A 12,268-nucleotide genomic window follows, 5' to 3' on the forward strand; every position below is an offset into this window, starting at 1 on the left:
TTGGCATGGTTCGTGCGTGCAATAAAGCAGCACCAACAACAACCCACTGCTTCCCACCAGGAGCCAAGCATGAGCGATCACGACGCCCCGCATCTCAACCAACCACTGGGGGGTAACGAGATGCCCCGCTTCGGCGGCCTCGCCAGCATGATGCGTCTGCCCACCCAGGCGAGCGCCGACGGGCTCGATGCTGCCTTCGTCGGCATCCCCATGGACATCGGCACCTCGAACCGCCCCGGTACCCGCCTGGGGCCACGCCAGATCCGCGACGAGTCGCGCATGCTGCGTCCCTATAACATGGCCACCCGCGCGGCGCCGTTCGACAGCCTGCAAGTAGCGGATACCGGCGATGTGGCGATCAACACCTTCGACCTGAAGAAAAGCGTCGAGATCATTCGCCAACATTATCGTGAGCTGCTTAGCCACGATGCCGTGCCGCTGACACTCGGCGGGGATCACACCCTGACATGGCCGGTGCTGCAGGCGATTGCCGAGAAACACGGTCCGGTGGGGCTGATTCATATCGACGCCCATGCCGATATCAATCCGCACATGTTCGGTGAGGAGGTCGCCCACGGCTGCCCGATTCGCCGTGCCCAGGAAGAAGGCCTGCTGGACAGCCAGCGCGTGGTCCAGATCGGACTGCGCGGTACCGGCTATGCCGCCGACGATTTCGACTGGTGTCGCGACCAGGGCTTTCGTGTCGTCACCGCCGAGCAGTGCTGGTACAAGTCGCTGGAACCGCTGATGGCCGAGGTGCGCGAACAGATGGGTGACCGCCCCGTGTACATCACCTTCGACATCGACGCCCTCGACCCCTCGGTAGCGCCCGGCACGGGCACCGTCGAGGCGGCCGGCCTGACCATGTCGCAAGGCCTCGAGATCGTCCGTGGTGCCTGGGGCTTGAATATCATCGGCGGCGATCTGGTCGAAGTCGCGCCACCCTACGACCCCAGCGGCAACACCGCGCTGATGGGCGCCACATTGCTCTATGAAATGCTCTGCGTACTGCCCGGCGTTACGCGCCGCTGAGCTCATCTCCCGTAACGGGGCCCTACAACAACAAGTGGTGATAACTATGTCTGCATCCCTCGATTCCACCGCACCTAGCGGTGGAGCCCCCGACGACACTCGACTGACGCCGCGCGGGCTACTCAAGTTTCTTATCCCCTCGCTGATCGGCATCGGCATGTTTCTGGTGCCCTTCTCGACGGGCGACACCATCAATATCGGCATGGGGTTCCTCGCCGACGGCCTCAAGGCGTTTCTCGGCGACGCACTGCCCGCCATCGCCGTCGCCGTACTATGCGCTTCGGCACTGCTGACCCTACTCGTCAAGTTCGGCAAACCCCGCTGGGCTCGCGGGAATGCCTTGGATGAGCTTTTCGACGTCGAGCCGCTATGGATGTCGATGCGCCTGCTGGGTGCCGCCTTCGCAGTCATGACCTATTTCCAGGTCGGCCCCGAGTTCGTGACCGCGTCTTTCACCGGTGGGGTAATGCTCAACGACCTGGCACCAGTACTGCTGACCTTTTTCTTCTTCGCCGCGATTCTGCTGCCTTTCCTGGTCGACTTCGGTTTCATGGAATTCATCGGCAGCCTGGTCCGCACTCCATTCCGCAAGATTTTCGGCCTGCCAGGACGCAGCGCCATCGACGCTACTGCTTCGTGGATGGGCTCGGGCACCGTGGGGGTGCTGATCACCACGCAGCAATACGAGCAGGGCTACTACAATCGGCGCGAGGCCTCGGCCATTGCCACCAACTTCTCCATCGTCTCGATTGCCTTTGCACTTCTAGTGACCAACTTCATCGGCATCAATCACCTCTTCGTGCCGTTTTATCTCACCGTGGTTGTGGCGGGATTGGTGGCTGCGGTGATCGTCCCGCGCCTGCCGCCACTCTCGCGCAAGCCGAACACCTACTACGAACCTGTGGGTTGCCGCCTCGCCGAAGAACGCACCGGCACCAAGGGCCTGTTTCGCTATAGCTTGGGCATGGCTGTGGAGCGTGCCGACAAGGCGCCGGGGCCGCGTCAATTGTTGCGCCATGCGCTGCTTAACGTCGCCGATATCTTCTTCGGACTGCTGCCGCTGGTCATCGCCATCGGCACCGTGGCACTGATCCTCGCCGAGTTCACCCCGCTGTTCACCTGGCTTTCATACCCGATGGTGCCAATCCTCGAGTGGATGAACGTGCCCGAAGCGGCGGCGGCTGCACCGGCCACGCTGGTCGGCTTCGCGGACATGTTCCTGCCCGCCGTGCTGGCCAGCGATATCGAGAGCGAACTGACCCGCTTCGTGATCGCCTGCCTGTCGCTGACGCAGTTGATCTACATGTCGGAAATCGGCGCATTGCTGCTCAAGTCCAAGATTCCACTCAAGCTCTGGGAGCTGGCCGTCATCTTCTTGCTGCGTACCGCCATCACGTTGCCGATCATCGTTGTGATGGGCCACTGGCTGGTGGCTTAAGGAGCTCCCCATGACCAACGACACGAACTCGCCTTCTCCTCGCTCGCTTAGCTGCGCCGAGGCGCTGGTTCGCCTGCTGCGTGACAGTTACGCCGTGGACACCGTCTTCGGCATTCCCGGCGTCCATACCGTGCCGCTGTATCGCGGCTTGGAAGCGGGCGGCCTGCGCCATGTCACGCCACGCCACGAACAGGGCGCGGGGTTCATGGCGGACGGCTATGCCCGTGCCAGCAGCAAGCCCGGGGTCTGCTTTATCATCACCGGGCCGGGAATGACCAATATCGCCACCGCCATGGGCCAGGCGCTGGCCGATTCCGTACCCATGCTGGTAATCTCCAGCGTCAACCGCCGCGACACCTTGGGGCGCGGCCAAGGACGCCTGCACGAGTTGCCCAGCCAACAGAACGTGCTGGCGGGCGTGAGTCGTTTCAGCCATACCCTGCTCGATCCGGACGCCTTACCTGAAGTGCTGGGGCGCGCTTTTGCGGTCTTTCGTTCCGCGCGGCCGGGACCGGTGCATATCGAGATTCCCATCGATCTTTTCGATGCGCCGATACTGCTACCCGACGACCACTCGCCGGCACGACTCTACCGCCCCGCGCCGCACCCCGATGGCGTACAGCTAGCCGCCGAGTGGCTACGCGAGGCTCATGCTCCGCTGGTGTTATTGGGCGGCGGCTGTACGGACGCATCAAAAGCGGCTCGGGCGCTGGTCGAGCACCTCGACGCGCCGACCGTGACCACCATCAACGCCAAGGGGGTACTCGGACGCGGGCATCCACTCGACCTGGGCGCTAACGCCACCTGGCCCGAGGTGCGCGCACTGGCTCGCGACGCCGACGTCATCCTCGCCGTGGGAACCGAACTCGGCGAAACGGATTACGATGTGGTGTTCGATGAGGGCTTCACCCTGACCGGTCGCTTGATCCGCATCGACCTGGAAGCGGAGCAACTGGCGCGCAATCAGGCCACGGCGCTGGGCCTTGTCAGCGACGCCGGTACCGCGCTCTCGGCCCTGCTGGCGCACTTCCCCGCTCCGCTCGTGCGTCAGGGCGCGGTGCGCACCCGCGCCATCCACGAGGCGCTGGCACTGCCGGCGCGCCCGGACATGGCACCGTTCGTACCGCTTTATGCCGCACTCGATCACGCCTTGCCCGAGGCCATCATCGTCGGCGACTCCACCGCCCCGGTCTACGCCGGCAATCATCTCGTCGAGCGTGCGGCGCCACGGCGCTACTTCAATGCCTCGACCGGCTACGGGACCTTGGGATACGGCCTGCCGGCGGCGCTGGGTGCCCAACTGGCCAAGCCCGACATGCCGGTCGTGGCCCTGGTCGGCGATGGCGGATTGATGTTCACCCTGAGCGAGCTGGCCACCGCCGTCGACGTAGGGCTGCCAGTGGTCGTGGTACTCTGGAACAACGCCGGCTACGAAGAGATTCGACGCTATATGGACGTGCATGGCGTCGCCCGCATCGGCGTCGACCCCACGCCGCCCGATTTCCAGCGCCTGGCCGAAGGCTTCGGCCTCACCTCGCATCGCATCGAATCTCCCGCCGCCCTCGATCTCGCGCTCAGCAAGGTCTCGCGCACATCGCCGACGTTGATCGAGATCGACGCCGAACGCTGGCAGGCGGCACTCGGCTGATGCGCATCGTTCACGCTGAACCTTTTCCCAGCTTTTCCGGGGCACGCTTGCACGCCATGATCGATGAGTGGCGCCGTGACCACGCCCTTTAAAGGAGTCTAAATGCAACAGCTCGACCATCAGTTCATCGACAATCGCTGGGTGGCCAGCCACGGCACACGGCGCCTGGCGGTGATGGACCCGTATCATGAGCGCCGGATAGCCGAGGTTACGGCCGGCGATGCCGCAGACGTCGACGCAGCAGTGGACGCCGCACGTCGCGCCCTGCCTGGTTGGAACGCCTTGGGCGGCGAGGCGCGCGGGGCCTATCTGGAGGCGCTGGCCGATGCCCTGACGGCGCGTCGCGACGCGCTGATGGAGCTTTCCGCGACCAACAACGGCAAGGCGCTCGCCGAGGCCGGCATCGATCTCGACGACGCCATCGCCTGCTACCGTTACTACGCACGCCAGGCACGCGAGCTGGAAACCCGGCAAGGGCGCCGTATCACGCATGACATCGAAGGTGTCGACGCCTATTGCTATGAAGATCCCGCCGGCGTGGTGGGCCTGATCACGCCGTGGAACTTCCCACTGGTGACCAGCGCCTGGAAGATCGCGCCGGCCCTGGCGGCGGGCTGCACGGTGGTCTTCAAACCCTCCGAGGTCACACCACTGCCGGAACAGGTCCTCGCCGAGATTGCCCTGGAGATCGCGCTACCACCGGGCGTTCTCAACCTGTTACACGGCGATGGCGACGGCATCGGCGCGCCACTGACGCGCCATTCCGGTATCGACAAGCTTTCCTTCACGGGCAGCAATGCCGTGGGCGAACGCGTGATGCAGGCCGCCGCCGAGGGCAGTCGCGGGGTGTCGCTGGAGCTGGGCGGCAAATCGCCGATCCTGGTGCTCGACGATGCCGAGATCGGTCAGGCCGCCGACTGGGTCATGGCCGGCATCTACTTCAATAGCGGGCAGATTTGCTCGGCGACTTCACGCTTGATCGTGCACGAATCGCTTGCCGAGGCGCTTTATGAGGCACTGGCGACACGCATCGACGCGATCCGCCTGGGCGATCCGCTGGGCGCGGACACCGACATGGGGCCGATGACCAGCCAGCGTCAGCGTGACCGGGTCCGCGACTATCTCGCCATCGCCGAGCGCGAAGGCCTCGAAGCAGTACGCGACGCCCGCCATCGGCAACTGCCGGAACAGGGCTACTTCCTCGCCCCCACACTGTATCGTGATGTGCCCACCGAGAGCCGCCTGTGGCGCGAGGAGATCTTCGGCCCGGTGCTGTGCGCACGCAGCGTCGCCTCCGACGAAGACGCCGTCGCATTGGCCAACGCTAACGACTTCGGCCTGGCCGCCACGGTGATCAGCGGCGACCCTCAACGCGCCAAACGCGTCGGACGAACCCTGCGTGCCGGCAACATCTGGTACAACAGCGAGCAGGTCGTCATGCCGGAAGCCAGCTGGGGCGGCTTCGGGCATAGCGGTATCGGCCGCGAGCTCGGCCCTTGGGGGTTAGCTGCCTATCTCGAGGTCAAGCATCTGATCGGTCCGACGGGCTGACCGACACGAGCCGCACAACGAAAAATACCCCGCCGAACGCGATGTCGGCGGGGTATTGCGTGCGGATACGTCAAACGGACTTACAGCCGCGGCTTGAGCTGCTTTACCAGTGTCTTGTAAAGGCGCGGCGTAGCGGCCATGAGATTCTGTTCGATGCTGACCGTGGGGCTACCGTCCGGGCCGCCCAGCAAGGCACCGGCCTCCTTGAGGAGAAGACCGCCGACCAGTTGATCCTGTTCTTCGAGTCCCAGCACGAAGGCGACATCGGCACGTCCGACGGCGAGTTGCGCGAGATCCAGGAGGCCGCTACCACTGCTGAGGAAGTTCTCGACCTGCGACCCGAGAGCCTGTGTCAGGGTCAGATACATCTGGAGATGACGCTCGCGCAGCCAGGTTTCCGGCAAGCCCATGGCAATGCGCGCACCCTCGACCGTGATATGATCGGGCACGCGAATGCGACGTCCATTGAGCTGCGCGCCACGCCCACGGCTGACGAGATACTCATCATCGCTGAAGGGGCAGACAATCACCGCATGCTCGGGCTTGCCCTTGACCAAACACACGATCGAGATAGCAAAGTCGGGCGATGCCACGGCCAGATTGGAATAGCCATGAAACGGCTCGATGCGCCAGTGAAAATCGGCGCCCTCGCCTTCGCCATCCCGGTGCGCCGTATACCGGCCGGAAAGGCCATGCTGGGGATAACTGCGACGAAACTGCGCGTCGATGAGGGTTTCTGCGTTACGCGCAGTATCTTCCAGCAGCTTATCGAGCTGCTTGTCACCACGCGCGACTTCGATGCGGTCACGAGCACGCACGAACTGCTCGGCGGCACTACGCGCGGCGCGCAGTGCGAATTGAACCATGGGATGCATGATACGGGCCTGAATCTCGGAAACTGTTAAAGAACGTCGCGCATCCTAGCAGAAGGCGCCCACGACGGGAAGTTTCGCGGCCTCCAAGCCATGATAGACTCGCCGTTCGTTTCTCAGCCGCGCGCCCTATCATCATGCTCGACAAACTGCGTATCGTTCTCATTGGCACCAGCCACCCCGGCAACATCGGCGGCACCGCCCGCGCCATGCACAACATGGGGCTCGCCGATCTTGCCCTCGTCGCGCCACGCTGCGAGGTGTATGGTGCCGAATCCCACGCCCGTGCGTCCGGCGCCGATGCCCTGGTGAGCAATGCCAAGGTGTATGCCACGCTCGAGGAGGCTGTCGGTGACTGCACCTTCGTAGTCGGCGCCAGCGCTCGCGTACGCCATCTCCCTTGGCCCATGCTCACCCCCCGCGCGCTGGGCGAACGCCTCCCCGGCGAGTGCGCGCCCGAGACCGCCCAGGCCGCGCTGGTTTTTGGGCGCGAGGACAGCGGCATGACCAACGGCGAGCTGCAGCGTTGCCATGCCCATGTGCACATCCCCACCAACCCCGACTTCAGCTCGCTCAACCTGGCCGCTGCGGTCCAGGTGCTGGCCTATGAATGTCGGCTGGCGACGCTGGCCACGGACGACGCCCCGGACACACCGTTCGGGGTCGAATGGGACAACCCGCCGACCAGTCATGACGACATGGAGCGCTTCTTCGATCATCTCGAGCAGACGCTGATCGACATCGACTTTCACGACCCCGACAACCCGCGCCAGCTGATGGCGCGCCTACGCCGGCTCTTCATGCGCAGTCACATCGACAGCATGGAAATGAACATCTTGCGCGGGATTCTCGGGGCCGTGAATAAGCAAAGCCGGGCATTGGTCCGCCAGGAGAGCCACGACGGGAATGGTTGACCGCGTTACTGGGTCTTCCCCATAATACGAACACGTTTCAGGCAAACAATCCCTACGGATTGCATGTCCTGCCTGGTCAATCGCTTCATCACCGACGCCCGATCACTTCGACTTATGCGCTTGACGACCAAAGGACGCTACGCCGTCACCGCGATGCTGGATTTGGCGCTGCATGCCGACGCCGGCCCCATCAGCCTCGCCGACATTTCCAAACGCCAGGCGATCTCGCTGTCCTATCTGGAACAGTTGTTCGCACGGCTCAAGCGTGCCGAACTGGTCAATAGCGTACGTGGCCCAGGCGGCGGTTACTTACTGGCGCATGCGTCCAACGCCATTTCGGTGGCGTCAATCATCGGCGCGGTCGACGAGTCCGTGGACGCGACACGCTGCCAGGGGCTTTCGGACTGCCAGCAGGGCGATACCTGTCTGACGCACCATTTGTGGTGCGATCTGTCTGAAAAGATTCATGGCTTCCTTGACGCCATCACGCTCGCCGAGCTGGTGGAGCGCGAAGAGGTCCGCAATATCGCCGCCCGTCAGCAACAACGCGTCGCGCCGGACACGATCAGCACCGATACCATCAGCATCGCGCCGCAATGACCGCGCGGAGCAGCAGGCGCCAGCGCCATCATCGATACGAGCCGTCATGACCTCACCCATGTATCTCGACTATGCCGCCACCACCCCCGTCGACCCACGCGTCGCGGAGGTGATGGCGCGTCACCTGACACTCGATGGCATCTACGCCAACCCCGCTTCGCGTAGCCACATGCCGGGATGGCTGGCCGAACAGGCGGTGGAAAGCGCACGCCGCCAGGTCGCCGATTTGATCGCCGCCGACCCGCGAGAGATCGTCTGGACCAGCGGCGCTACCGAGGCCGACAACCTCGCGTTGATTGGTTTCATGCGCGCCAACCGAGCGCGCGGCCGGCACCTGGTCACCTCGCGCATCGAGCACAAGGCCGTCGTCGATACCGCCCTCGCGCTCGAGGCCGAGGGATTCGACGTGACGTGGCTGACCCCCGGCATGGATGGCCGCGTGACGCCTACGCAGCTCAACGATGCCATGCGCGAGGACACCGTCCTGGTTTCGTTGATGGCCGTCAACAACGAGCTGGGCAGCATTCACGAGCTGGCGGCACTGGCCGAGGTCGTCCATGACGCTGGTGCGGTCTTTCATGTCGATGCCGCCCAGGCCACCGGCAAGATCGCACTCGATGTCAACGCCATGGGCATCGACCTGATGTCGATGTCGGCGCACAAGACCTACGGCCCCAAAGGCGTCGGTGCGCTCTATGTGCGCCGCAGCCCCGACATTCGCCTCGACGCGCTGATCCATGGCGGCGGACACGAACGCGGCATGCGCTCGGGCACCCTGCCTACGCATCAGATCGCGGGCATGGGCGAAGCGTTCTCGCTGGCGGCCGACCAGCAGGAAGCCGATCACGCCCACGGACTGGCCATGCGCCAGCGTTTTCTCGACGGCCTCGAGGCGTGCGAAGGCGTGCACTGCAACACGTCGCTCGATGTCTCGGTGCCCACGATCGTCAACCTGGCCTTCGACGATGTCGACGGCGAGTCGCTTTTGATGGCACTGCGCGCACTAGCGGTGTCGACCGGTTCGGCGTGCAACTCAGCGAGCGTCGAGCCATCCTATGTATTGAAGGCCATCGGCATCGATCGCATTCGCGCCCTGGCGTCCATTCGCTTCAGCTTCGGTCGCTTCACTACCGAGGCCGATATCGACACCGCAAGCGCCGAGCTCAGACATGCACTCGGCGCCCTGCGCCAATGATTCGAGGCCGCTGCGCTGAGTGCGCTGCGGCTCATGCAAGGAGGTCAACATGGCTAACATCAGTATCAGTTCCGCTGCCGCCGAACAGATCCAGCACGTACTCGCCGAGCGTGGTAATGGCCTAGGCCTGCGCGTGGCGATCAAGCCCAGCGGCTGCTCCGGCTACAGTTACGTGCTCGACATCGCCGATGAGGTTGGCGCCAACGACGTGCCCTTTGAGGATCACGGCGTCAAGGTGCTCGTCGACAAGGAAGCCTTGACCATGCTCGATGGCACCGAGGTGGACTACGTCAACGAAGGGCTCAATCGCTACTTTCGCTTCAACAACCCCAATGCCACCGACGAATGCGGCTGCGGGGAAAGCTTCAGCGTCTAAAGGCGTCCACCCGCCAGGCGTGCGCCACGTCCGGCGACACGCTACAATGGCGCGCTTTTTCGACATCCGTCGAGCTTCATGCAACGCGTCGCCTCGGGCGACGCGTTGGCGTATCGATCAAGATCCTCGATTTCAGTCACGGAGACATTGACCTCATGGCCAACGAACGCACCCTGTCCATCATCAAGCCCGACGCCGTCGCCAAGAACGTCATCGGCGAGATCGAAAGCCGCTTCGAGAAGGCCGGCCTCAAGATCGTCGCCGCCAAGATGCTCCAGCTTTCCCAGGCGCAAGCCGAAGGCTTCTACGCCGAGCACAAGGAACGTTCCTTCTTCGGCGACCTGGTGGGGTTCATGACCTCCGGCCCGGTGGTCGTGCAGGTACTGGAAGGCGACAACGCCATCGCCGCCAACCGTGACCTGATGGGCGCAACCAATCCCAAGGAAGCCGAGGCCGGCACCATCCGCGCCGACTTCGCGCAGTCCATCGACGCCAATGCCGTGCACGGCTCCGACTCGCCGGAGTCCGCCGAGCGCGAGATCGCTTACTTCTTCGGCAGCGAAGAGATCTGCGCACGCTGATCGCTTCCCGCGGGGGCCGCAAGGCCCTCGCACCGCCATCCACCGAGCGTACGACCCACCATGACCCTCGATACCGCCACGCCCCGTACCAACCTTCTCGGCCTTACGCGCGAGGAGATGGAAACCTTCTTCGTCTCATTGGGCGAGAAGAAATTTCGCGCCGCCCAGGTGATGAAGTGGATTCACCACGAAGGCTGCGACGACTTCGAGTCGATGACCAATCTCTCGAAGGCGCTGCGCACGCGCCTCGAGGAAGTCGCCGAAGTGCGTGGTCCACGCGTGGTCTACGAAGGCGCCTCGCAGGATGGCACGCGCAAATGGGTCCTCGAGGTAGAGGACGGCAGCTATGTGGAAACCGTGCTGATTCCCGCCGAGGGCGGCAAACGCCGCACACTCTGCGTGTCGTCGCAGGTAGGCTGCTCGTTGGATTGCAGCTTCTGCTCCACCGGCAAGCAAGGTTTTCAGCGCAACCTCACCAGCGCCGAGGTCATCGGTCAGGTGTGGGTGGCCAGCAATAGCTTCGGCGCGCGCCGGGACAGCACCAACCGCCCGGTCACCAACGTGGTGATGATGGGCATGGGCGAGCCGCTGATGAACTACAATGCCGTCGTGCCGGCCATGAAGCTCATGCTCGACGACAATGGTTACGGCCTTTCCAAACGCCGCGTCACGCTTTCCACCTCCGGCGTGGTACCGATGATCGACAAGCTCGGCGACGAGCTCGACGTGAGCCTGGCAGTCTCGCTGCATGCCGCCAACGACGAACTGCGCAACGAGCTGGTGCCGCTGAATCGTAAGTACGACATCGCCACACTGCTCGACGCCTGCCGTCGTTATCTCGCCAAGTGCGACGATACGCGCATGCTGACCATCGAGTACACGCTGATCAAGGACGTCAACGATCAGCAGCGCCATGCCCAGGAGCTGGCGACGCTACTCGGTGACCTGCCGTGCAAGATCAACCTGATTCCCTTCAATCCGTTCCCGCACTCGGGCTACGAGAAACCTTCACGCAACCAGGTCATGCGCTTTCAGCAATGGCTCGAAGAACTGGGGCATACTGCCCCCGTCCGCATGACACGCGGCGATGATATCGATGCCGCCTGCGGGCAGCTAGTGGGGCGCGTCAAGGACCGTACCAAGCGCCACGAGCGCTACATTCAGTCCATTCAGCTCGACGCCGATTGAGCGTCGCCTTGACTTCATTGAGGTGCGGCGCTTTGATGGGACACTTTCAGACGACGAACACTGTCTCATCGCACCGATTGACGCCATTGTTTCGAGAGGGTTCCATGACGCGCCGCCATCGACCACCTTCGATCCGCTCGTTGAGTGCCGCGATGTCGCTCGTCCTACTACTGAGCGGCTGCGCCGTTCAAGTCGAGCGAGAGTCGACCTACGCGCCACCGGACACTGGTGAAGCGGTGGAGGCCTACGTCGATCTCGGGCTGGCCTATCTCAAACGCGACAATCTTTCACGCGCCCGCAATGCGCTGGAACATGCCATGGAATTGGGCCCCAGCGACCCGAGGGCACTAGAGGGCATGGCGCTCCTTTATCAACGTCAGAAGCAGCCGGCCCTCGCCGAGGAATTCTTCAAGCGTGCACTGGATGCCAACGGCGATTATACTCGCGCGCGCAACAACTATGCTGCATTTCTGTACGATCAGGGCAGGGTTGATGCCGCCTGCAAGCAACTGCAGCAAGCAGCACAAGACACCACGTATAACAATCGAGCCCAATTGCTTGCCAATCTGGGCCAATGCCGGTTCGAGCAAGGCAAGCTCGATGCCGCGCGGCGTCCGTTGGAACAGGCTGTCGCGTCCAACTCACGCGATACGCAAAGCCTGTTACTGCTGGCGAGAATCGACCATACGCAGGGTCATGATGAACGTGCCTGGGAACGTCTGCAGCGTTTCTTCACCTTGACCGAGGCCACTCCGGAAAGTCTCGAACTGGCGAGCGAGATCGCTCGCGCACGGGGCGACGAGGAAGCCGCGGCCTTTTATCATCGGCAGCATGACGCTTCCTGAGGCATGATCCGACCACACGAATTCGAGA

General features: G+C 63.5%; 12 protein-coding genes. 11 read left to right on the forward strand and 1 reads right to left on the reverse strand.

Annotated elements, in window-relative coordinates:
• Nucleotides 1-69 precede the first annotated feature (69 nt).
• The 4 genes from speB to RVY79_RS02505 all read left to right on the forward strand — a co-directional run bounded on the left by speB (nucleotide 70) and on the right by RVY79_RS02505 (nucleotide 5,669).
• Nucleotides 70-1,032: an agmatinase gene (gene speB, locus RVY79_RS02490; protein WP_317462427.1), complete on the forward strand. Its 963-nt coding sequence runs from the start codon at nucleotides 70-72 to the stop codon at nucleotides 1,030-1,032.
• Nucleotides 1,033-1,078: 46 nt separating this feature from the next.
• A complete protein-coding gene (locus RVY79_RS02495) occupies nucleotides 1,079-2,470 on the forward strand; it encodes a YjiH family protein (RefSeq protein ID WP_317462428.1) in 1,392 nt (463 codons plus the stop codon).
• A 10-nt stretch (nucleotides 2,471-2,480) separates the two neighbouring features.
• Nucleotides 2,481-4,118: a 5-guanidino-2-oxopentanoate decarboxylase gene (locus RVY79_RS02500; RefSeq protein ID WP_317462430.1), complete on the forward strand. Its 1,638-nt coding sequence runs from the start codon at nucleotides 2,481-2,483 to the stop codon at nucleotides 4,116-4,118.
• Between the two features lie 102 nt (nucleotides 4,119-4,220).
• Entirely contained in the window at nucleotides 4,221-5,669 is a 1,449-nt protein-coding gene (locus RVY79_RS02505) for an aldehyde dehydrogenase family protein (protein WP_317462432.1), read from the forward strand.
• 80 nt (nucleotides 5,670-5,749) lie between these two features.
• Here RVY79_RS02505 and RVY79_RS02510 read toward each other — a convergent pair whose 3' ends face one another.
• Entirely contained in the window at nucleotides 5,750-6,544 is a 795-nt protein-coding gene (locus RVY79_RS02510) for an inositol monophosphatase family protein (protein WP_317462433.1), read from the reverse strand.
• Nucleotides 6,545-6,678: 134 nt separating this feature from the next.
• On the opposite strand from RVY79_RS02510, the gene RVY79_RS02515 reads away from it, so the two are divergent.
• The 7 genes from RVY79_RS02515 (at nucleotide 6,679) to pilW (ending at nucleotide 12,240) form a co-directional block, all read left to right on the forward strand.
• Nucleotides 6,679-7,455 carry an RNA methyltransferase gene (locus RVY79_RS02515; RefSeq protein ID WP_317462434.1) on the forward strand — a complete coding sequence of 259 codons (777 nt, stop codon included), beginning with the start codon at nucleotides 6,679-6,681 and terminating at the stop codon, nucleotides 7,453-7,455.
• 114 nt (nucleotides 7,456-7,569) lie between these two features.
• Nucleotides 7,570-8,055 (forward strand): Fe-S cluster assembly transcriptional regulator IscR, encoded by a 486-nt coding sequence (gene iscR, locus RVY79_RS02520; protein WP_317462435.1) that lies wholly within the window; start codon nucleotides 7,570-7,572, stop codon nucleotides 8,053-8,055.
• A gap of 46 nt (nucleotides 8,056-8,101) precedes the next feature.
• Complete coding sequence (locus tag RVY79_RS02525; protein WP_317462436.1) at nucleotides 8,102-9,250, forward strand: aminotransferase class V-fold PLP-dependent enzyme; 1,149 nt, start codon at nucleotides 8,102-8,104, stop codon at nucleotides 9,248-9,250.
• 49 nt (nucleotides 9,251-9,299) lie between these two features.
• The gene (locus RVY79_RS02530; RefSeq protein WP_246900099.1) at nucleotides 9,300-9,626 is read left to right on the forward strand and encodes a HesB/IscA family protein; all 327 of its coding nucleotides are present in this window, start codon (nucleotides 9,300-9,302) and stop codon (nucleotides 9,624-9,626) included.
• Between the two features lie 155 nt (nucleotides 9,627-9,781).
• A complete protein-coding gene (gene ndk, locus RVY79_RS02535; protein ID WP_246940037.1) occupies nucleotides 9,782-10,207 on the forward strand; it encodes a nucleoside-diphosphate kinase in 426 nt (141 codons plus the stop codon).
• Nucleotides 10,208-10,267: 60 nt separating this feature from the next.
• On the forward strand, nucleotides 10,268-11,395 hold the full coding sequence (gene rlmN, locus RVY79_RS02540; RefSeq protein WP_317462438.1) for a 23S rRNA (adenine(2503)-C(2))-methyltransferase RlmN: 1,128 nt from the start codon (nucleotides 10,268-10,270) through the stop codon (nucleotides 11,393-11,395).
• A 104-nt stretch (nucleotides 11,396-11,499) separates the two neighbouring features.
• Nucleotides 11,500-12,240 carry a type IV pilus biogenesis/stability protein PilW gene (pilW, locus tag RVY79_RS02545; protein ID WP_317462439.1) on the forward strand — a complete coding sequence of 247 codons (741 nt, stop codon included), beginning with the start codon at nucleotides 11,500-11,502 and terminating at the stop codon, nucleotides 12,238-12,240.
• Nucleotides 12,241-12,268: the final 28 nt, after the last annotated feature.

Origin of the sequence: Chromohalobacter sp. HP20-39 (assembly GCF_033052815.1) — a bacterium.
Classification (GTDB): Bacteria; Pseudomonadota; Gammaproteobacteria; order Pseudomonadales; family Halomonadaceae; genus Chromohalobacter.